Origin of the sequence: Faecalispora sporosphaeroides DSM 1294 (assembly GCA_000383295.1) — a bacterium.
Taxonomy (GTDB): domain Bacteria; phylum Bacillota; class Clostridia; order Oscillospirales; family Acutalibacteraceae; genus Faecalispora; species Faecalispora sporosphaeroides.
In genome coordinates, this window is record KB911074.1 from 53367 (window position 1) to 75632 (window position 22266).

Sequence of the window (22266 nt, forward strand, 5' to 3'; positions counted from 1 at the left end):
AAACAGGGTGTGTACCCTGAAAGCAAACGCTTTTGAATCTAGTCGACTCTCTCTCCTATGGCAAGTTCTTTTCCCTCATCGTTTTGAATGATGATTTGTGAGATTCCTTCCAGGCTTTTCTCTTCACGGCAAAGAAGAATCGCATAAAATTTCAGACGATATATTTTTCCTGTATCCATTTCAATGTTTTCCACACGCACAGCGATTGAAGTGCGGGTTGGCTGGCCATTTTCTACCTTTTCTTTGTCATCTACATAAGCATTCCAGTCATGGTCGCCATCAAAAAGATCATGTCCATCTACAGTTCCAACTTTGCCAAAGGTCGCTCTGCCTTCCAAAAAGTTCAACCCCGACTGAATTTGTCGATCGATCCTTTCTGTTTGCTGCGTTTTCGTGCATAGCATTGCTTTTAGGCCATCCGCATCTCTTTCATCAAAACACTTTACGACGTCGATCGATAAATCCAGACCCTCATCATAGTGTAAAGGCCATCGATAGCCTATCTTGAATTCTGTGCCGTCGCCACTGGTGATTGTGATTTGAGAAATGCCTTCCCTATCTTTATCGTCATCACAAACAATATAAGCGTTCATGTCAATTTCATAAGTCGCGCCCTCATCCGTCTTGATCTCTTGAATACGCCACGACCTTTCCAGAAATGTTGTTTTTCCGCCGTCGATGGATTCTTCTTCATAGCCCGATAAATCCTCTTGGTTAAAGGAAACGACTCTGCCCTTAAAAAAATCAAAGGCCGAAAGGATCTGTTTATCAATGTCTGTCAGCCCCTGTGTTTTTAAGCACAACAAAGCTTTCAGGCCTTGCGCATCGTTTTCGCTCAGGCAGTTCAGAATATCTTTTGACATTTGCAAATTGGATTGCTTTTCTTTCATGGCTTTTGAATCCAAGAGCTTCAACCGTTCTGATATGAATGGAGAGGCGGCGGCACAACCCGGTAACGTCACCGCGATCATAACGCAGGTCATCATCACACATACAACTTTTAAAAATCTCACTGTCCATCTCCTAATTGAAAACCTAAAACCCTTATGTTAAAAAACAGGTTGGACTTATTGATTATGTGCGCAGGAAATTTGATTTTAAATCAGCATAGAGGAATCGATTTACAATATTCATCCGCAAAAAGCAGGGGATCGGCATCATTTACCAAGACGCAATCCCCTGTTTTTTATAGAAATATTTTATTGATTCCCAATAAGGTCATTTGACCGGCTCTTATTTCGCAGCCGCTCTCTTTTCCTTTACCGCGGCCTGCGCAGCGGCCAGGCGGGCGATCGGAACACGGAAGGGCGAGCAGGAAACATAGTCGAGGCCGGTGCGGTGGCAGAATTCCACAGACGTGGGATCGCCGCCGTGCTCGCCGCAAATGCCCACATGCAGGTGTGCATTGGCACCGCGGCCCTTCTCAGTGGCCATTTCAACGAGCTTGCCAACACCCTTCTGGTCGATATGCGCAAAGGGATCGGACTCGTAAATCTTATTCTCGTAGTAGTAATCGAGGAACTTGCCGGCGTCGTCACGGCTGAAGCCGAAGGTCATCTGGGTCAGGTCGTTGGTACCGAAGCTGAAGAAGTCCGCTTCCGTCGCGATCTCGTCCGCAGTCAGAGCGGCACGGGGGATCTCGATCATGGTACCGACCTCATACTTCATCGAAATGCCGGACTCCGCGATGAGCTTATCCGCGGTGGAGGTAACGACATCCTTGACGAACTTGAGCTCCTTGACCTCGCCGACGAGCGGGATCATGATCTCGGGAACGATGCTGATGTTCTTCTTGCGGGAAATATTGATTGCCGCGGTGATCACAGCGGTGGTCTGCATTTCGGCGATTTCCGGATAGGAAACCGTCAGGCGGCAGCCGCGGTGACCCATCATCGGGTTAAACTCGTGCAGGCTCGCGATAACCTCTTTGAGCTCTTCAACGGTCAGGCCAAGCTCCTCGGAAATCTCTTTGATATCCTCTTCCTTGGTGGGCAGGAACTCGTGCAGAGGCGGGTCGATAAAGCGGATGACGACCGGCAGCTCTTCCATCACGTCGTAAATGCCCTCAAAGTCGCTCTGCTGGTAGGGCAGAAGCTTTGCCAGCGCCTTGCGGCGGGCGTCCGTCGTTTTGGCGACGATCATCTCGCGCATCGCCTTGATGCGGTCGCCCTCAAAGAACATGTGCTCGGTGCGGCACAGGCCGATGCCCTGCGCGCCGAACGCCTTGCCCTGCGCCGCGTCGCGGGGGGTATCCGCATTGGTGTAAACCTTCAGGCGGCGCACCTGATCCGCCCAAGTCATATACTTGTCAAAGTCGCCGGAAATCGAAGCCTCCACGGTGGGCAGAGCCTGGCCGTAGATGCTGCCGGTGCTGCCGTCGATGGAGATATAATCGCCCTCGCGAACGGTCTGGCCGCCCAGGGTAAAGTATTTCTCTTCTTCATGCATGGAAATTTCGCCGCAGCCGGATACGCAGCAGGTTCCCATGCCGCGCGCAACAACCGCCGCGTGAGAGGTCATGCCGCCGCGAACGGTGAGAATGCCCTGTGCAACCGCCATGCCTTCAATGTCCTCCGGGGAGGTTTCCAGACGGACGAGAATGACCTTCTCGCCCTTGTCGCTCCATGCCTTGGCGTCCTCAGCGCTGAATACAACGCGTCCGCATGCCGCTCCGGGGGAAGCCGCCAGGCCCTTGCCGATCGCCTGAGCCTTCTTCAGCTCGGTGGGGTCAAACTGGGGATGCAGCAGGGAATCGAGCTGCTTGGGCTCTACGCGCAGAACAGCCTCTTCGGTGCTGATCTTGCCTTCCTCCACCAGATCCACGGCAATCTTCAAAGCGGCAGCCGCGGTACGCTTGCCGTTTCTGGTCTGAAGCATATACAGCTTGCCGTTTTCAATGGTGAACTCCATGTCCTGCATGTCGGTGTAGTGGTCTTCCAGACGCTGAGCAGTCTCTGCGAACTGAGTGTACACGTCGGGCATAATGCTGTTCAAATGGTCGATTGGCTCGGGAGTACGGATACCGGCCACAACGTCTTCTCCCTGCGCATTGATGAGGTACTCACCAAACAGCTTCTTTTCGCCGGTAGCAGGGTTACGGGTAAACGCAACGCCTGTGCCGGAGGTGTTGCCCATGTTGCCGAACACCATGGACTGCACATTGACCGCGGTGCCCCAGTCATAGGGGATTTCGTTGATGCGGCGGTACACGTTCGCACGGGGGTTGTCCCAGGAGCGGAACACGGCCTTCACGGCTTCCATCAGCTGTACGCGGGGCTCGGTGGGGAAATCGGTTCCCTTTCTCTCGCGGTACAAGGCCTTAAAGCGCACGACCAGGTCCTTCATATCCTCGGTGTCGAGCTCGGTGTCCTGCTTCACGCCGCGCTCTTTCTTCTTCGCGTCGATCACGCGCTCGAAGTCGCTTTTGGGAATCTCCATCACAACGTCAGAGAACATCTGGATGAATCGGCGGTAGGAGTCGTAAGCAAAGCGGGGGTTGTTGGTCAGTGCGGCCAGGCCCTCCACCACGGTATCATTCAGACCCAAGTTGAGAATGGTATCCATCATGCCGGGCATGGAAGCGCGGGCGCCGGAACGCACGGAAACCAGCAGCGGGTTTTTGGCGTCGCCGAATTTTTTGCCGCAGATCTCTTCCATCTTGGCCAAATAATCAGAAATCTGCCCCTGAATTTCCTCATTGATCTGTCTGCCGTCGTTATAATACTGGGTGCAGGCTTCCGTAGTAATGGTAAACCCCTGCGGTACGGGCATTCCCAGTACCGTCATTTCCGCCAGGTTAGCGCCTTTGCCGCCCAGCAGGTTTCTCATGCTGCCGTTTCCTTCCGAAAACAGGTACACATACTTATGACTCATTCTTCTACCTCCTATAATTTTAAGGAATCTATTGAACCAGTTATCCTCTGTTAGGATAAACAATTGGACATCTATTGTGGATTATATCAAAATCACCACCAAAAATCCATCCTATTTTCCATCTAAAAGAATAATTTTTTATGAATATTCTTCCTCCTTACCGAACCGAAAATGCCCGGAATCATGGGATTAGTAATTCTTTCACAAATATCCCTTCACAGAACTATCCATAATTACAAGTTTCCCTCCACACAGCACTGCGCGGTCACATTTTTCTGCAAATTTTTCATCATAACGAGAAAAAAGTGATTTCACCTATTGCAGAGGGAAAGAACGGTGTGGTATAATCTGGAAATAAAACTACCAAAAAGCTCGGTACAAAACAAGAGAGAGCATTCCCCGCTCTTTCTGTAGCAATACGGGGCCGCCGTCTTCACCAACAAGAGATCAGGAAATCGCACAGTGAACTCCTGCAACCGGCAGACCCATTTTTACGCCCCGTTGGAATACCGCTTGCAGTCATATTTGCTGGTACTTGTTTTTCAGGACGCTTGTGACGTGAAGAAATTCCGTCTTACCGCGTCCTTTTTTATGTTCCGGCGCGGGCTAACACCCTTCCCGCAGGTCGCACCAGCGCACCGACAATTCATTCGCCGCAAACTGATTTTTCGAGGAAGGAGGCCCGAACAGCGGTATCTTACATATGGCGGCCTTTCCAATCTCTTTGATTCGCCAAACACAAGCCTGTGCGCCGCAAAACTCCGGCAAATGAATTGTACTGAAATAAACAACAAACAAAATAAGAGGTGGAATCTACATGAAAAAAAGAATAATAACCGCATTTTTGGCAACAGCAATGGCGGTAAGTGTTTCTGCAACTGCATTCGCAGCAACGGCTGTACCGGGTTACATCGGCGGATTTTTGGGCGCGGACAGCGTCAAGCAGACCAATTTTGAGTACGGCACTTTTTCAGCCTCTTCCGTAACCGCTCAGAAGACAGAAACCTTGTCGTTTGTGGAATCGGTACCCCAGGTAAACGGCGAGGGCGACCTCGTCTTTGTTGACGCTGTCAAGCAGAAGGAAATCTCTTACGCCGCTGTTCCTGTCGGAGCCGTTCTTTCGGTTGCTCCTGCTGCAGGATATCAGTTTGCAGGGTCTACCCACACAACCGTGAATTATTTCGCCAAGAACAGCGGCGGCGCTTTTGCAGAGGAGCAGGATTCCATTTCTCTGCAGAACGGCGGAACTTCCTATACGATTCCGGCCGCATCCGCTGGAAAACTGATCGCTATTCAGACCAGCGTGGTAAACTCCAAGGGTGAAAATCCCGAAACCTTCTACGCTTATTTCTATGTTGATTCCTCCGCTCCCGCTTCGTCCTCTCAGGTGACCGGCACAACCCAGCCCACCACCACACCGGTTGTGGCCCCTGCTGCGACTGGTACCTACAAGAGCGATACCGGCAAGCACCTGAACATAAAAGCCAACGGCGTTTACCAGTTCAAGATCACTTCTCTCAACGGCAAGCAACCCACCTTTAACGTGGCGGGCAGCTCTTTTAAAGTCACTTTTAACGGCAAGCGCGGCAGCGACTATCTGTACCTGGTAAAAGCGGTCGGAAAAGCCGGCCAGTATGGCGGCGTATACATCAACGGCGAAAAAACTGCCAGCACCACCATTTCCATCGTGAAATAATTGTATTGCTAAAATGAAATATTGGAGGAATTTCATCTGCCCGAAACAGTGGAATTCCTCTCTGTGAAATCTGCACTTTGCTTTAAAAGAAGTAAAGTGCAGATTTTCTCTAAAAAGAGAATAGAAATCGTCTTTTTTCTAACGCAATAGAAACAATCTTTTAACAAAACAACAAAATAGGTCTTGAAAAATTTTGATGATATGCGATAATAATACCGTATGATTATTTGCGAAACTGACGGAGGATTCACTATGGAAAACTGTGCCATTATCCTTGCGGCGGGTGAGGGAAAGCGGATGAAGTCCCAAGGGCCCAAGGTATTGTGTCAGGTTTTGTTCAAGCCCATGCTCGAGTGGGTGATCGACGCTGTGGAAGGCGCCGGAGTTTCAAACGTATGCGTCGTAACCGGGCACCTGCACAGCGAAGTGGAATCCTTTTTGGATGGCTTAGCCAAAACAAAGCAGCGTACCGCTCCTTTTGAGCATGTGTTTCAGGCGGAGCAGAAAGGCACCGCGCACGCCGTTATGATGGCGGAGCAGTTCCTGCGCAGCCACAGCGGCACAAACGTACTGATTTTGAGCGGCGACGCGCCGTTTCTTGACCCCGAAACCATCCGCTCTGCCCTGGCGGAGCATATGGAAAGAGGACAGGCCGTTACGGTGATTTCCGCAGAGCCGACCGACCCGTTCGGGTACGGACGCATCGTGCGCGACAGCAAAACGGGTGCTTTACGTGCCATTGTAGAAGAAAAAGAAGCCGACGCGCCGACAAAGCGGATTCGGGAGATCAACTCGGGGGCTTACTGGTTCCGGGTAGACAGTCTGCTTTCGGTGCTGCACGATATCCAAAATAAGAACAGCACGGGCGAGTATTACCTGCCCGATGCGATACGGCTGCTCCTTTCGCGTGACCAGCGCGCCGGCGCATTTTTAACCGGTGACAGCAATGTCGTGCTGGGCGCGAATGACCGAAAGCAGCTTTCTGAACTGAACTCGATCGCCAAACAGAATGTTTTACTGCGTTTGATGGCTGATGGAGTCGATATTCCCTGCCCGGACGGCATTCTCATCGGGCCCGACGTAACCGTGGGACCCGATACCAAAATTCTGCCCGGCAGCATTTTGACCGGCCGCACCTGCATCGGCGCGGGCTGCATCGTCGGCCCCAACGCTCTGCTGGAGGACACCACCGCCGGAGACCGCTGCGTGCTGCAAAATGTGCAGTGCCGCGGCATTACCCTGAAAGACGAACAAACGCCTGACCCATTCACCACTCTGCGCGCCTAAAGCGCGTACTGATACACTAACGTCTATAAACCGCCGCCGTTTGGCGGCCAAACTGTTTAGGGGGATTTTTTCAATGAATTTTCATGGTAAGGATATCAAGATTTTCGCGGCGAACGCAAGCCCGCAAGTCGCCCGGCAAATTGCAGATTGCCTTAGCCTGCCCATGGGGAAATCAGAGGTTTCTACCTTTAGCGACGGGGAAATTGCCATGTCGTTGTTTGAATCTGTTCGCGGCTCGGACTGTTTTATTGTGCAGTCGACCTGCGCGCCGGTAAACAACAACATCATGGAGCTGCTCATCATGATCGACGCGATGAAGCGTGCTTCGGCCGCCCGTATCACCGCGGTTATTCCGTACTTCGGCTATGCCCGCCAGGACCGTAAGGCCAAGGCCCGCGACCCGATTTCCGCAAAGCTGGTGGCTGATCTGATCACCACCGCCGGAGCCGACCGGATCCTTACCATGGATCTGCACGCACCTCAGATTCAGGGGTTCTTCAACATTCCCGTGGATCATCTGCTGGGGGCTCCGATTCTCTCTTCTTTCCTGAAAGACAGAGTGGGCAACAACAGCGATGATTATGTCGTGGTTTCCCCCGACCTCGGCTCTGTTACCCGTGCCCGCAATTTTGCCGCCCGCATCGGCAGCCCGCTTGCGATTATCGACAAGCGCCGCCAGAAAGCCAATGTATCCGAAGTCATGAACATCATCGGCGACGTTCGCGGCAAAAAAGTCATTCTGGTAGACGACATGATCGATACTGCCGGCACTCTGTGCAACGCCGCCACCGCTCTGGTGGAAGTCGGCGGAGCGATCGAAGTGACTGCCTGCGCAACACACGGCGTGCTTTCCGGCCCCGCGGTGGAGCGCATCAAGAACAGCTGTATTTCCGAGCTGATCCTGCTGGATACCGTTCCGGTACCGGAAGAAAAGCGTCTGCCGAACTTTACGATTCTGCCGGTGGCTCCCCTGTTTGCAGAAGCCATTGAGCGCATTTACGAAGACAAACCGGTTTCCCCTATGTTTGTGTGATTCTGCACAGGCGGAAAGCCGGATGCGGGGCAGGGGTACGCTCTGCCCCATTTTTGATACAAAGCTGATTCAGGCGGGACGGAATTTTTTCCGTCCCGCCGAGCCTGAATCTGCAGGCCGCTGAAACTGCAAGGCGGCAAACGCGGCAAAGGCAGGAACCTCCTTGTTTGGACGCGGCTGACCTTTGCTGAGTAAAACCATCCTGCGGGCATACAGCGGCACAAAAAGCAAAACGGTTCATTCTATTACGGTTGTACTCCTTTTCGGCGGTCTGGCGGGGCGGAATCTTTCCGTCCCGCCATAAGCCTTTTCCAGAATTTCTTCCAGCAGAGGTGTCATCATGCTTAAATCGATCTTTTCCCGGCCCGCGGTCATCCCCGGCCCCGTACAGGCAATCATTGTCGGCCTTGGCAACCCCGGGCGGCAGTACGAGCAGACCCGGCATAACACCGGCTATATGGTGCTGGATCGCCTGGCTGAAACGTTGGGCGTGAAAATCGACCGCCTGAAATTCAAGGGTCTGTGTGCCGAAGCGACGTTCGGCGGAAAAAAGGTGCTGCTACTCAAGCCCTCCACCTTTATGAACCTGAGCGGACAAAGCGTGACCGAGGCCATGCGATTTTACAAGCTTCCCCCTGAGCAGGTGATCATCGTATTCGATGATATTTCGCTCGCGCCGGGCCACCTGCGCATTCGCCGCAAGGGCAGCGACGGCGGGCAGAACGGAATGAAGAATATCATCTATCTTTCGGGCAGCGACGCGTTCCCGCGCATAAAGATGGGCATCGGCGCCAAGCCGAATCCCGAGTGGAATCTGGCAGACTGGGTGCTTTCCACCTTTTCTGCGCAGGAGGCGAAAAACCTGAGCGAGGCCATCGACCACGCGATCCAGGCACTCGAACTGATGGTGCAGGGAAAAACCGACGAGGCCATGAACCGGTTTAATTCCTGAAACCGTTCGCTCCGCCGCAAAATCCGACCGACTTTTCCTGTTTGGTTTCGTATTCTGAATAAGGAAGCGAATCCGGATGATCTTTTTCCGTAATGCAAGGAGCTTTCCATGAAATTTCTCACCACCGCCGTCAGCGCGCTGAAGGAATTCTCCGCGCTGGATCAGGCTGTAACATCCAAGTCACTCCCGGCAGCCGTCACAGGGCTCTCGGGGATCCACAAGGCCAATATCATCTATTCGCTCTGCGCCCTGAACGGACGCAGAGCCTTTGTTGCTGCCTCTGAAGAAGCGGAAGCGCAGCGCCTTTTCGACGACCTGACCGCCATGGGCATGCGCCCAGCGCTGTATCCCCTGCGCGATTTCAACTTCCGCGATACACAGGGCAGCTCGCACGAATACGAGCATCAGCGCCTGCACGCGCTCTCGTGCTACCTGACCGGCGGCTGCGACTGCGTCATCTTCTGCATGGACGCCGCCCTTCAATATACGCTGCCGCCCGAAGAGCTGCGGCGGCGCACCGTTACGCTGCGCACCGCCCAGCAGATCACGCCGGAAGCGGTCGTGAGCATTCTGGTCTCGTGCGGATATGAGCGCGCCGACCAGATCGAGGGTACCGGTCAGTTTGCGCTGCGCGGCGGCATTCTCGACTTTTTCACGCCCGACGCGGAGCATCCCGTTCGCGTGGAATTCTGGGGCGACGAGATCGACACGCTGTCGTTCTTCGACCGCGAAACGCAGCGCCGTACCTCCTCCATTGACGAGATCACGATCGCCCCTTCGGTAGAAGCGCTGATCGAACATCCGGCCGTGCTGGCGGAAAAAATCCGACGCCACGCCGCGACCCTGCGCGGCAAAACGGCGGCCGCCGCCCGCGAGATTCTGGAGGCCGAGGCCGACAAGCTCTTTGCCGGGGCCATGCTGGGCTGCACGGATAAATTTATTCCCTTTCTTTATGACAAGCCTGCCACCGTATTTGATTATGCGGACGAAAACACTCTGCTGTTTGTTTCAGAGCCGGTCAAAAACAAGGAAAAGGTCCGCACTTCGCTATGGCAGTGGGGCGAAGATTTAAAGGACTACCTTTCCCACGGCATTTTGTGCCGCGGGCTCGACACCTATAGCGAAGACTGGCAGTACGCGCTGGAGCAATTTATTTCTCTCGGCGCGATCTATCTGGATGCTTTTGCGCGCGGCAGCTACGAAACCCCGGTACGCGTGCTGGAAAATATGAACGTGCGCCAGAATTCGGTATGGAGCGGCAGCATGCAGCTTTTGACCGAGGACGTGCAGGCGATGCTACACAACCACTGGTGCTGCGTGGTTCTGGCCGGGAGCGAACGCGCGGCGCAGAACACCGCCGCCGACCTGCAGAATCAGGGCGTAAACGCCGTGTATCTTGCCGACCCGCAGCAGCTTTCGCCCGGGCAGGTCATCGTGACGGAAGGCGGTCTTTCCGCCGGTATGGAATACCCCGGCGCCCACTTCGGGCTCATCACCCACGGGCGTCTGCTCTCCCAGCGCAAACAGAGCCGCAGCAAGCGCTCGAAAAACAGCCAGGAAATCTACAGTCTCTCCGACCTGAACCCCGGCGATTACGTGGTGCATTCCTCACACGGAATCGGCGTGTTCGAGGGCATTCACAAAATCAGCATGCAGGGCATTGTCAAGGACTACCTCAAGCTGCGCTACGCCAAAAATGACACGCTGTACGTGCCGGTAACGCAGCTCGATCTGGTATCGAAATACATCGGCCCGCGAGAGGACGCACAGGTGCGCCTGCACCGTCTGGGCGGCTCCGACTGGCAGAAGACCAAGGCGCGCGTCCGCTCCGCCGTAAAGGATATGGCGAAGGAGCTGATCAAGCTCTACGCGCAGCGCATGAACGCCAAAGGCCATGCGTTCGCCGCGGATACGGAATGGCAGCACGACTTTGAATCCCACTTTGAATTTGAGGAGACCGAGGATCAGCTGCGCTGCATTGAAGAAATCAAGGCCGATATGGAACGCGAAGCCCCCATGGACCGCCTGCTGTGCGGCGACGTGGGCTTCGGCAAAACGGAGGTGGCCCTGCGCGCCGCGTTCAAGTGCGTCAGCGATTCCAAGCAGTGCGCCATGCTCGTGCCCACCACCATTCTGGCGTGGCAGCATTATCAGACGATCACCAAGAGGATGGAGGGCTTCCCCGTGCGGGTGGAGCTTCTGTCCCGTTTTCGCACGCCCAAACAGCAGGAGGACATTCTGAACCGCCTCAAGCGCGGCGAGGTCGATTTTGTGGTTGGCACGCACCGGCTGGTTTCAAAGGACGTGCGCTTCCGCGACCTGGGACTGGTCATCATCGACGAGGAGCAGCGCTTCGGCGTGGCCCAGAAGGAAAAGCTCAAGGAGCTTTGCAAGAACGTGGATGTGCTGACGCTCTCCGCAACTCCGATTCCCCGCACGCTGAACATGGCCCTTTCGGGCATCCGCGACATGTCTGTGATTGAGGAGGCCCCGCACGACCGCCACCCGGTACAGACCTATGTGCTCGAGCACGACAACGGCATTCTGGCGGACGCCATCCGCCGGGAGCTGCGGCGCGGCGGGCAGGTGTACTACCTGCACAACGACATCGGCACCATCGACCGTGTCAGCGCCACGCTGCAGGCCCTCATCCCCGAAGCGCGCATCGGCATCGGTCACGGCAAAATGAGCGAAAACGAGCTCTCGGAGGTTTGGCGCCGCCTGGTGGATCAGGAAATCGACGTGCTGGTCTGCACCACGATCATCGAAACCGGCGTGGATGTGCCGAACGCAAACACGCTCATCATCGACAACGCCGACCGCATGGGTCTTTCACAGCTGCACCAGCTGCGCGGGCGCGTGGGGCGTTCGTCGCGCCGTGCCTACGCTTACCTTACCTTTACCCGAAACAAGGTGCTTTCTGAAATCGCGCAGAAGCGCCTTTCGGCCATCCGCGAGTTCACCGAGTTCGGCTCCGGCTTTAAAATCGCGATGCGCGATCTTGAGATCCGCGGCGCGGGCAACATCCTCGGCGGCGAGCAGCACGGCCACATGGAAGCCGTCGGCTACGACCTGTATTTAAAGCTGCTCGGGGAAGCCGTAAGCCAGGAAAAGGGCGAAGCACCGCCGCCGGGAGAATGTTTGGTGGATTTGCAGATTGAGGCGCATATTCCGGAGGAATATATCGAAAACTTAAACCAAAGGCTGGAAATTTACCGCCGCATTGCGGATATTCGCGGCGACGACGACGCGAGCGACGTGCTCGACGAGCTGATCGACCGTTTCGGCGAGCCGCCGGCCTCCGTTCGCGGGTTGATCGATGTGGCGCTGCTGCGCAACACGGCGGCCTCGCTGGGCGTGCACGAGATCAAGCAGCAGGGCCAAACGCTTTTGCTGTTTGTGGAGCACGTGGACATGAAGCGCATTTCCTCCATGATCAGCGCCCTGCGCTCGCGAGTGATGCTCAGCGCGGGCTCAAAGCCGTATATCAGCGTGCGCGAGGCCAAGGGAGCGTCTCCGCTCGAAACCCTGCGGGAGGCTCTGCGCGCCATGCAGGACACAAAGGACTGACGCCCCGGCTGGATGAGATTTCCATCAATGACTGGACAAAGGCTTTTTCTGCGTGTATAGTTTATAGTAATGTCACTTTAAGATGCCCCCGAATGGATGATTTTGTTTCTCCCTCCGTTTGCGTCGGAAAAGAAAATCGCTCTTAAAGTGTTATTGATTACAGCCATGAATTTCAAGAAATCGGAGTGTGACGTATGAATTTTCTGAAAAGACTGACGGCATCTCTTCTTTGCGTTGCGATGCTGACAGGCATGACGGCCTGCTCGGGACCGGACAAGACCTGGGCTGCCAAGACAAATGAGAAAACCCTCCCCATCGGCGTATATATCTATTATGAATATCTGGCCTACCAGAATGCTTCCACCAAAGCGGAGGATTCCACAAAGCCGATTCTGGAGCAGAAGATCGAAAATACCGACGCTACCCAGTGGATCAAGAAGAAGGCGCTGGATTACACCAAGCTGCTGTTCGTGATTGACGATAAGATGAAAGAGCTGAAGCTTTCTCTGACCGACGCGGAGAAAAAAGAGATTGACAGCACGGCGACCAGCCAGTGGTCCTCTTACAAAGACACGCTGGAGGGCTACGGCATCTCGAAGGAATCCTTCTCGATGGCCACCGCAGAATTCAACACCAAATCTTCCAAGGTGTTCAATGCGATCTATGGGGCAAAAGGCTCCAAGGCTGTCAGCGACGCCGATCTGAAGGCATATTTTGAAAAAAACTACACCGATTTTTCCTATGTGATGATCCCGCTGTACAACCCCACCACGTATGCCGCGCTGGATGAAAAGACCGAAAAGGAGTACAAGCAGTTCCTCGACGATCAGGCCGCCGCTCTGAACAAGGGCAGCACCACCTTCGACGCGGTTTCCACCGCGGCGCAGAAAAAGCTGAACCTCGAGTACGCTCCCTCCCAGAACGTGACAACGCTGCTCAACGAGGAATCCGGCTACCCCACCGACCTGATCTCGCTGGTGAAAGGCATGAAAGCCGGCGAGGCCAAAACCATTACGCTCTCCACCGTGAGCGCCGCGCTGCTTGTCGTGAAAAACGACGTGACGAAAAAGACCACCACGCAGATTTCAAACGAAAGCACCCGTTCCGAGGTTCTGGGCAACATGAAGCATCAGGAATTTGAAGATGAGATGACGAAGCTTGCCGAGGCATCCAAGGATATCACCGTCAACCAGAAGGCGATCGATTCGTACCAACCCACCATGTTCGTTCCGAAAGAAACCGGCAGCTCTTCCACCGCCGGCTGATTGAAGCTCTTATATTCTCGAAACACAAAAAAGCTTCCCTCAACCGAAGAGGGAAGCTTTTTTGAAATATCCTAAGATGATGAAAGCAAGGCAGAATCTATACCTGCCCGCCGTCCATCGTCTGTGCCCGCAGGCGGCCTTCTTTTTTCAGACGCCAAAGCAGATAAGCCATCGTCAGAGAAAGAAGTTCCGTCGAAACAACGACATGAACAGTCGATAATGTACCGCCTGATATTTGATCCAGAAAAAGAAGACAAAATAAACCAGCATTCCAACACCGCCCGCAAGAAAAAAATTCTTTTTCCCGATCACCGTCCTATTCTTTTTGTCTGATAAAAGGTATAGAAATCCTATGATAAAGAGAAAACTGAATATTGCCTTCAAAATATAAACCACCGAGATCATTGTGGTTTCATTGGAATACGGCGAACGGTAATTTAAATACCAATTCCAATACTCCCGGCTAAGCGTTTTAAAAAAAGGACTCACCACAATGATACTGTCGTAGAAGAAAATCATTGTTGCCAGAAAGAAAAGCTGGAAAACAATCACAGAGAAAACGTAAAACGGCAGAATGCAGCTTTGCTTTTTCAAATTTTCCCAATTCAAGGAATCACCGCCCAGATTTAAGATCAGTGAAGAAGCAGGCATCCTGCCTCTATTTTAATGTATGAAAAAGGGCTGCGACGATTCCGTCACAGCCCCTCTGTATGGTAAACAATATCAATTTTATCTTGCTTTGCACCGCTACGATTTCAAACGCATTGGTCCGAATCTTATCACACCAACTAATACGTCGTACTGCAATCCCTTCAGTTCTATTGGGAATCACTTTCCGTTTACAAAATGCCCTGTAACAATTATTTCTGGAATAAAACCCTTTAAAGAAAGGTACCCTAAGGGAACATTGGAAACACATTACCCACTACTGAGAGGTCTTTCGGGAGCCAAATACGGAACACGGGAGCACTTCCACGTGATTCCCAGCGGCCACCCCGCCGGATCGGTTCCAAGCAATTGATAACCGAATTCGCGGTGACTGACGTAACCTGATATTTAGGACTCAACCCTTTCTGTTTGAATGATGCGAACAAGCTTTGCATCCCAGGCAGTCTAAGCCCAACAGACCGACCGACTGGTGCTGCGTTTCTTCTTGTACCATTGGACTCACCCCTTTCAAACGAATGTTGATCCCAGGCGTCACTTCCGCAAAGCCCCTTATGCAGCCATTTTTGTGGCGGCACCTGAAGCTTTTTATCAGAACAAAACCGCCGAAGCTGTTTTTTCTGATTCGCCTGCTACCAATATCCTTTCCCTTTGCAATTATATTATAACACCCGTTGGGTAAATGTCAATAGTTTTTTCTTTTAATTGATAAAAATTATGTCGTTTTTATTTCAAAGAAATTTTTTATTGACTTCCCCCTGGAACAACGGTACAATAATGATACCTTTTAACAGAATAAGGAGATGACGATATGAACGAAGAATTCGGCCCAGATGTTCTGACTCTGGTGGACGACGAAGGAAACGAGCATGAATTTGAAGTGCTGGACGTAATCGACAACGAAGACGGCTGCTTCTATGCTTTGCTCCCCACCTTTGACAACCCGCAGGACAGCGTGGAATCTGAAGGCACTTACTATATTTTTGAAGCAATCGAACAGGACGGCGAGCAGCAGCTGGCAGAGGTGGAGGACGAGGATCTGCTGGATAAGCTGGCGGAGCTTTTTGAAAGCCGCTTTGACGAATTGTATGACGAAGAGGAAGATATTTCTGACGAAAGTGACGAATAATTTCTTTAACGGAATTATTTTTGGTGATTTTCTGTTATACTAATGCTTGCAGGAACAAGAAAATGTTCTTCCTGCCTGGTGCGTGGACCGATGCAAATTAGCCCTACAATGTTTGAATCGGGAGCCCGGCTCCGGCGGCGGATTGCAGACCTCCCGGCCTTTGGCCGGAAGAAGGGAGCATGAAAGCGTTGGGAGGGCACCCACCTGCTGTTAGAGTAGCAGGTTTTTTTCGCTCGTTACGGCCAGGCGGGCCATTTATAACAAGAATCAGCCCCTGCAGCATTTTTTGCTGCGGGGGCGTTTTTGTGTTTTGCGCACCGCGCTTTGCGTGTTTTTCGCTCTTTTTGGGGCAAAATAAGCCGCAAAGGAGTGGCGGTATGAAACGAACCTTTCGTGTGCTGGGCGGCCTTCTGGCGGGCGTGGCAAACGGCCTCTTGGGTGCGGGCGGCGGCATGGTAATCGTGCCCATGCTGAGAAAATCGGGCCTGCCTGTCGTAAAAAGCCACGCAACCTCCGTCGCGGTGATTCTGCCGATCTGCGTCTTGAGCGCCGGGCTGTACTTATTCCGCGGCAGCGTGACGATCGGGCAGGCACTGCCATACCTACCCTGGATGCTGGCCGGCTCCGTGGTCGGCTCGTGGGCGCTGCCCCGGCTGAACAGAATGCTGCTGCGCCGCCTGTTCGGCGCGCTGATGCTGTGGGCCGCGTGGAGGATGCTGTTCTGATGGAATGGATATGGATGGCTTTGGCCGGTTTGCTTTCGGGCATTCTGGGCTCAATGGGAATGGGCGGCGGCGGCGTGCTCATCATTTATTTAACACTGATTGCCGGCCTGGATCAACGCGCCGCTCAGGGAATCAACCTGATCCTGTTTATCCCCTGCGCCGTGCTGGCCTTGTTTTGCTATGTGCGCAAGGGGCTGATCGATTTTCGCACCGCTCTGTCAGCAGCCGCTGCGGGCCTTGTGGGCGCGCTGGGCGGCGTCTATCTTTCTGGCTGGCTGGACGTTGTCTGGCTGCGGCGGATTTTCGGCGTGATGCTGCTTTTCATCGGCGTACGGGAGTTATTTGCAAAAAATCCCCCACCCAGGGAAGAAAAGAAGAAAGAAGAAGAGAAAGAGAAATGCGGCAATCATAGGGCTGAAAAATAGTCTTGCTTTTACGTTGTCTCTGTTGAATGATATTCAGCCGGAACTCCGGTTATGAAAAATCCCTCCCGGACTTGCTCCGGGAGGGATTTACTGTTTTGGTTACAGGGCGTTCCGCACAGACAAAGCTGCCGTTCCGGGCGGAACGCCTTTATGTTCATCTGTTTATCCGTTTTGAAACAAATCCTCCATCCCGACAAAGGCTTCGGCCGTCATGGTAAGTCCAAGCCGATAGCCATAAACCAGATTGCCGACGGCTGTGAGCTTGTTTAGTTCTTTCTGGGTCCCTATATAGTTTTCAAACAGTCTTTTCTCCTCTTCGTTCAGCCTTGCAAGAAGGCGCTCCTCATTTAGGGACAGTACCCGCATGACCTCTTCGTAATCGGAATCGTACCGGAAAGATTATTCTTCTAAAATGCTGGTCATTACAATTCATCCTTTCCTTATCGTTTCCAACAGATCTCTTGAAAGGAATGACAGCGCATGCTATACTATTTACGCCGCATGTGCTTTCGGGCATCTGTTGGTTTGGAGGAAGTGGCGTCTTACTTTAGTCGGTGACCGCCGCTTCCTTTCATTTTTTATTGAGAGCATAAATACCGTCACGTAATCCTTGTGGACGTGAAACGCCTTTTTGTTCGCAATACTCATCGAGTAAACGCAGTTCTTCTTCGGTCAGGCGTACATCAACACGTAAGGTCTTGGGATTATCTGAAACCGGTCGCCCTCTTGCTTTTTTTGGCATGCCAGCCTCCTTTCTTTGCCAATAATATCATTATAATTAAATACCGCCAAAAAGTCAAATATTAAATTACCGCCAATAAATATATTCAACGTTCTAGTGTATTGTTGTGTTGTATGGATAAAAGTCAATAGGGTCACGATAATGTTTATATGGATCATTTTCAACAGTGCCTTGAAAGGGATGACAGCGCATGGTATACTATTTACGCAGCATGTGCTTTTGGGCATCTGTTGATTGAGGGAAGTGGCGTAAATCCTTACCGACGGAGCGCCGCTTCCTTTTTATTTTTCTTTGAGCGATTTGATCCCGTCCCGAATCGCCTCAGGCCGTTTCTTTCCTGTTCGCGTGCAATAATCATCCAGTATTTTAGCATCATTTTCACTAATACGAATGTCCAGGCGAATTGGCTTTGGTTCATCGGTGGGCCGCCCCATTTTTTTAGTCGGCACACACCCCCTCCTTTCTACCGAGAAAAGTATTGTAGAGTTTTTACCGACAAAAATCAAGACTGTTTGAAAGCGAATAAAAACTTTTTAGCGGAATTTCTTCCGTATATAAATTCTGCTGGCGCAGGGCATGCCCCTCGTGCCGGGGCGAGCACTATCTTTCGCTACGAGGCGAAAGTAAGCAAAGGCTCGCCAAAGGACACCTTTGGAATCCGTTTGGGGAACAAACCCTGACTGCACCAACAAAAGCCATCTGTAAAGCGCTCCAATGAAACTGCCCACTCTCCTGGCAACAGCAAATCAAAAGCTTAGCGATTCGTCCGTCGGCGGGCAGTTTCAGAGCGCTCTCGTTGGCTCGCAGTTTTTGGAATGCGGCTTCGCCGCATTTTTTTGTTGGCTTGAGAGCACTTTCCGTATCAGCTGCAGACGTGAAAGCTTTCCTTACGCACTCGCCTCACGCGCAGGCTGTGCCTGTGCGTGAAAACAGAACCAGAGCGGGAGCTTCTCTCGGTTTCCAAAGGCAGCGCCTTTGGTCATTGAGTGGGGGTTCCAAGGGGGAGAGAATCGAAACTCCCCCCTTGGCGAATCTTTGCTTCCTTTCTTTTCGTCAAGAAAGGAAGGGCCCGCCCCGGCCTGAGGGGCAAGCCCTGCGCCAGCAGAATTCACATATGAGAGAAGCACAGAAATGATACGGAAAGAGCACGAAGAATCCCACTTTATACGAGGGTACTCCCTGCGCCAACAGAATTTCTTGTGCGGGAACCGCAAGAAAAACTTGCCCTCAAAATGGATATGAAATCCCACCTTTACAACCAAATATCGAAACAAAAAAACAGATGCCTGAAACAGCATCTGTTTTTCTATCCTCATTTTCATTCTCAGGAACGCGAAATCTCTTCCAGCCGGTAAATGTCCGTGCGGCGGTTCTCCAGCGTCTGCATGCGCGCACGTACGCGGTCGAGGTAATCCAGATCAATCTCCGCCATTGTTACGCCCGGCTCTTCCTTTGCGCGGGCGATCACCGTACCCCAGGGGTCGATAACCATGCTGCTCCCAAACGCCGTCAAACGAGCATTGCGACCAATCTGATTAGGGGCGATCATATAGCAGCTGTTCTCGATCGCTCTGGCCCGCAGAAGCGGTTCCCAATGATCCTTGCCGGTGGGCAAGGTAAAATTCGAGGGATTGAACAGAATCTGCGCGCCCCGCTCCGCCATCAGGCGATAAAGCTCCGGGAAGCGCAGGTCGTAGCAAATGGCCAGCCCAAACACGCCCAGCTCCGTCTCCACCGTCACAATACTGTCGCCCGCGGCCACCTCCTCCGACTCCCGCACCGCCTTGCCGGTGGGCAGAACAATATCGAAGGTATGCAGCTTGCGGTATTTCGCCAGCAGCTCACCCTTGGGGGAAAACAAAAAGCTGGTGTTGTACACCCGAGAATCTCCCGGGATTTTTTCGGCCCAGCTGCCGCCGTGAAGATAGACCCCAAGGCGTTTGGCCGTATCGGAAATGCGCTGGTACGTTTCCCCGGACTCGTCCTCCGCAAAGTCTGACACAGGCAGAGAAGCCTTGGTGATCACATTCATATTCTCCGTTAAAACCACCAGACGGGCGCCGTTTTCAGCGGCCTCCTGAATATAGCCGCAGATCCGGTTCAGATTCTCTTTTTTATCCTCACCGGAACTCAGCTGCACAATGCCAATTTGATATTTTCTCATCCAAACCTCCTGAAAAATCAGCGCGCTTCACTCTGTGTTTTCATACAGTCCGGGCACACACCATAAAACACCAGGCTGTGGGAGTGAACCTGCATCCCGCAGCTGCGCGACATCTGCTGATCAACAGAATCCGGCAGAATCTGGTATTTCAAATCTTTCACGGCCCCACACTGCTCACAGATGAAATGCTCGTGCGGATCAACAATTGCATCAAAGCGCTCCTGCCCGTTTACCACCCCAACACTAACAATCTTGCCCTCTTCTTTGAAGCGGGAAAGATTGCGGTATACGGTGCCCAGGCTTAAATCCGGGTACTCCAGCTTGAGCTGTTGGTAAATCCATTCTGCAGTGGGATGGGTGTCGGTATTCATCACCACATCCAAAATCGCTTTTCTTTTTCGGCTGAAATTCTGACGTCTTTGCATAAGCACGATCCTTTCAAAAGAAAACGATAATCATTATTTTTCTTATGATTATCATATCATGTTATTGGCGGAATGTAAAGATTCCGATTTTTTTTTATCGCGGGGACTTGCAACATACAGGCTGTCGGGCGCATAAAATGCAAAAAACACCGAAAAGAGGGATGTTGCATGTTGCTGTCCTTGCTGCGGGAAGCGATTTCCAATTTGCTGTTTTTTGTGCTGCACGTAACCGGGAATGGATCGTTTCCACGCCCGCTTTCCGCACAGGAAGAACGCGAATACCTGGAACGATGGAAAAACGGCGACACAATAGCGCGCAGTAAACTGATTGAGCACAATCTGCGTCTGGTTGCCCATATTATAAAAAAGTATTACTCAAACCTCAACGATCAGGAGGATCTGATCTCTATAGGCACAATCGGGCTCATCAAAGCAATTGACAGCTTTAATAGCGACAAGGGAATCCGGCTGTCAAGCTATGCGGCCCGATGTATTGAAAACGAGGTTTTGATGTTTTTTCGCAGCGGAAAGAAGAGCGCTCAGGACATTTCCCTTAACGAGCCCATCGATACGGATAAGGATGGTAATACGCTGACTCTGATCGACATTATGTCTACGGAGGATAATATTGTCGACAATCTGGACTGCAAAATAAAATCGGAGCAGCTGAAGAAATACATTTGCCAATCCCTCTCCCCGAGGGAAAGAAAGATTATTGAGCTGCGCTATGGTCTGAACGGGCAGGCGCCGCTCACACAAAGGGAGGTCGCGTCTGCGCTGGATATTTCCCGCTCTTATGTATCGCGTATTGAAAAGAAAGCTTTGGGAACCTTGTTCAAGCAATTTGAAAAATAAAGCTCCGGTTAGAAAAGTAAAATTTATTCCATATTATACCATAAATCTCTAACTTAGTAAAGGGAAATATGAATCAATTCTATTTTTGATTTTGCTTATGTTCAAACATAACCATGCTCTCTGTTTTGAAAAGGCACGGGAAAAGCGAAATCGCTTTTCCCGCACTTTTACTGTTTTGAGGTTAGTAAAAGAAAAAAATTATTAAAATATCTTTGTGAAGATCGCTATTCCTGCCGCCAAAAGGATCATAATAGAAAAAAGGCAAAGAAATTTTTTGTCTTTCCATAAAACACTGTTGGCTCCATATTTTCTTCTAAGATGATACATATAAGCTAACACTAGAACGAATAGAATAATATTAATTACCAATCCCACAAATTAGAAAAGAACACTCCATGCGGATCTGACACAAAATAGATCAGTGCTGTAATCAAAAGCCATGAAATCACAAAAATAATAAGCTGATACCTTTTTTTCTACCTATCTGTTCCATAAAGTCAACCATTATAAGTAATTAAGCTTCCAAGAAACAGGCCCAGGAGTCCACCCAATCGACCTCTGATTGTCTGGTCCATAATAATATTAAATGGTTACGTCAACGCCTTAGTTTTTTTCTTCACTAATATAACCGTTTGGCGCCCTGTTTTGTTACAAATTTTTCAAAAAAAATTTATTTTTGTAATATTTAACGATACAAAAGACCTTTGGAAGCTCTTGAACACAGATCTTCCACTACGCGAAGCAGGTAGGAGCAGCTTAACGCTGCTCCTACCTTTTTGTTTTTCCTTTTGAGGGTAAAGCAACTATTGACATAGAGCAAAAAGGTCACGCCAGACATTTGAAATGTCTGGCGTGACCTTTTTTGGTGGGCCATCAGGGACTCGAACCTTGGACCGACCGGTTATGAGCCGGCTGCTCTAACCAACTGAGCTAATGGCCCGCATAGAACTTTCTCTGCAAAGTAGAAAAATGCCGCCGTTAATGACTTAGCGGCGGCACTTCTCTGCATTTGCTTGGCTCCCCAAGTTGGACTCGAACCAACGACCCTGCGGTTAACAGCCGCATGCTCTACCGGCTGAGCTATTGAGGAATATCAGTGTTGGCGTCATCCTATTGTCCCGGGCCGTTACCAGCCAAGTATCTTCGGCACTGATGAGCTTAACTTCTGTGTTCGGAATGGGAACAGGTGGACCCTCACCGTCATCGACACCAACTATGTTCCGCAGAGGAGGTTTTCGCCTTCCTGTCGGATATTGTAAAAACAGTTTCCTGTTTCTTACGACTACTTCAAAAGATTGTTTTGGTGACCCGTGGGGGAATCGAACCCCCGTTACCGGCGTGAGAGGCCGGTGTCTTAACCGCTTGACCAACGGGCCACATCTCAGCCTTAGCCAGGTGCAGAGGTCAGAGATCCTCTCAAAGACCCCTGCCTGACTTCTTTTTGGTGCACCATCAGGGA

General features: G+C 51.7%; 17 protein-coding genes, 3 tRNA genes, 1 rRNA gene, 1 other RNA gene and 1 pseudogene. 12 read left to right on the plus strand and 11 right to left on the minus strand.

Annotation, left to right across the window (positions count from 1 at the left end; genetic code table 11):
- Positions 1–38: 38 nt before the first annotated feature.
- Entirely contained in the window at positions 39–1013 is a 975-nt protein-coding gene (locus tag G340_RS0113990) for a DUF5104 domain-containing protein (protein ID WP_154653228.1), read from the minus strand.
- Between the two features lie 220 nt (positions 1014–1233).
- A complete protein-coding gene (ppdK, locus tag G340_RS0113995) occupies positions 1234–3873 on the minus strand; it encodes a pyruvate, phosphate dikinase (protein WP_020074277.1) in 2640 nt (879 codons plus the stop codon).
- A gap of 844 nt (positions 3874–4717) precedes the next feature.
- Between ppdK and G340_RS0114000 the strand changes: the two genes are divergently transcribed.
- The 11 genes from G340_RS0114000 to G340_RS0114050 all read left to right on the plus strand — a co-directional run bounded on the left by G340_RS0114000 (position 4718) and on the right by G340_RS0114050 (position 16621).
- Positions 4718–5569: a hypothetical protein gene (locus G340_RS0114000; RefSeq protein ID WP_326522414.1), complete on the plus strand. Its 852-nt coding sequence runs from the start codon at positions 4718–4720 to the stop codon at positions 5567–5569.
- Positions 5570–5821: 252 nt separating this feature from the next.
- A complete protein-coding gene (locus G340_RS0114005) occupies positions 5822–6856 on the plus strand; it encodes a sugar phosphate nucleotidyltransferase (protein ID WP_020074279.1) in 1035 nt (344 codons plus the stop codon).
- A 73-nt stretch (positions 6857–6929) separates the two neighbouring features.
- A complete protein-coding gene (locus G340_RS0114010; protein WP_009060614.1) occupies positions 6930–7889 on the plus strand; it encodes a ribose-phosphate diphosphokinase in 960 nt (319 codons plus the stop codon).
- Positions 7890–8229: 340 nt separating this feature from the next.
- Positions 8230–8841, plus strand: coding sequence for an aminoacyl-tRNA hydrolase (gene pth / locus G340_RS0114020; RefSeq protein ID WP_020074281.1), 612 nt, complete (start codon positions 8230–8232; stop codon positions 8839–8841).
- Between the two features lie 108 nt (positions 8842–8949).
- A complete protein-coding gene (mfd, locus tag G340_RS0114025) occupies positions 8950–12411 on the plus strand; it encodes a transcription-repair coupling factor (RefSeq protein WP_020074282.1) in 3462 nt (1153 codons plus the stop codon).
- Between the two features lie 194 nt (positions 12412–12605).
- The gene (locus G340_RS0114030; RefSeq protein ID WP_020074283.1) at positions 12606–13676 is read left to right on the plus strand and encodes a hypothetical protein; all 1071 of its coding nucleotides are present in this window, start codon (positions 12606–12608) and stop codon (positions 13674–13676) included.
- A gap of 123 nt (positions 13677–13799) precedes the next feature.
- Positions 13800–14009, plus strand: coding sequence for a hypothetical protein (locus G340_RS18285; RefSeq protein WP_177309673.1), 210 nt, complete (start codon positions 13800–13802; stop codon positions 14007–14009).
- Between the two features lie 1144 nt (positions 14010–15153).
- Entirely contained in the window at positions 15154–15471 is a 318-nt protein-coding gene (locus G340_RS0114040; RefSeq protein ID WP_020074285.1) for a DUF1292 domain-containing protein, read from the plus strand.
- 65 nt (positions 15472–15536) lie between these two features.
- Positions 15537–15728: non-coding RNA, 6S RNA (ssrS, locus tag G340_RS17640), on the plus strand.
- A gap of 48 nt (positions 15729–15776) precedes the next feature.
- Complete coding sequence (locus G340_RS0114045) at positions 15777–16196, plus strand: TSUP family transporter (RefSeq protein ID WP_326522415.1); 420 nt, start codon at positions 15777–15779, stop codon at positions 16194–16196.
- Positions 16196–16621: a TSUP family transporter gene (locus G340_RS0114050; RefSeq protein ID WP_020074287.1), complete on the plus strand. Its 426-nt coding sequence runs from the start codon at positions 16196–16198 to the stop codon at positions 16619–16621. Before G340_RS0114045 ends, G340_RS0114050 begins: the two co-directional genes overlap by 1 nt.
- Positions 16622–16783: 162 nt before the next feature.
- On the opposite strand, the pseudogene G340_RS17150 reads toward G340_RS0114050, so the two are convergent.
- The 5 genes and pseudogenes from G340_RS17150 to G340_RS0114080 all read right to left on the minus strand — a co-directional run.
- Positions 16784–17002, minus strand: a pseudogene (locus G340_RS17150) (DUF6809 family protein); the annotation flags it as partial.
- A gap of 190 nt (positions 17003–17192) precedes the next feature.
- Positions 17193–17363, minus strand: coding sequence for a hypothetical protein (locus tag G340_RS18290; RefSeq protein ID WP_177309674.1), 171 nt, complete (start codon positions 17361–17363; stop codon positions 17193–17195).
- 281 nt (positions 17364–17644) lie between these two features.
- Positions 17645–17812, minus strand: coding sequence for a hypothetical protein (locus G340_RS18295; protein WP_020074290.1), 168 nt, complete (start codon positions 17810–17812; stop codon positions 17645–17647).
- Between the two features lie 875 nt (positions 17813–18687).
- Positions 18688–19527 (minus strand): carbon-nitrogen hydrolase family protein, encoded by an 840-nt coding sequence (locus tag G340_RS0114075; RefSeq protein WP_020074292.1) that lies wholly within the window; start codon positions 19525–19527, stop codon positions 18688–18690.
- A gap of 17 nt (positions 19528–19544) precedes the next feature.
- On the minus strand, positions 19545–19952 hold the full coding sequence (locus G340_RS0114080; protein ID WP_020074293.1) for a Fur family transcriptional regulator: 408 nt from the start codon (positions 19950–19952) through the stop codon (positions 19545–19547).
- A gap of 168 nt (positions 19953–20120) precedes the next feature.
- On the opposite strand from G340_RS0114080, the gene sigK reads away from it, so the two are divergent.
- On the plus strand, positions 20121–20807 hold the full coding sequence (gene sigK, locus G340_RS0114085) for an RNA polymerase sporulation sigma factor SigK (protein WP_020074294.1): 687 nt from the start codon (positions 20121–20123) through the stop codon (positions 20805–20807).
- Between the two features lie 863 nt (positions 20808–21670).
- Here sigK and G340_RS0114095 read toward each other — a convergent pair.
- The 4 genes from G340_RS0114095 to G340_RS0114110 form a co-directional block, all read right to left on the minus strand.
- Positions 21671–21747 (minus strand) — tRNA-Ile (locus G340_RS0114095).
- 74 nt (positions 21748–21821) lie between these two features.
- Positions 21822–21897: transfer RNA gene (locus G340_RS0114100), tRNA-Asn, on the minus strand.
- A 7-nt stretch (positions 21898–21904) separates the two neighbouring features.
- Positions 21905–22021: ribosomal RNA gene (gene rrf / locus G340_RS0114105) — 5S ribosomal RNA — on the minus strand.
- Between the two features lie 87 nt (positions 22022–22108).
- Positions 22109–22183, minus strand: a tRNA-Glu gene (locus tag G340_RS0114110).
- Positions 22184–22266 lie beyond the last annotated feature (83 nt).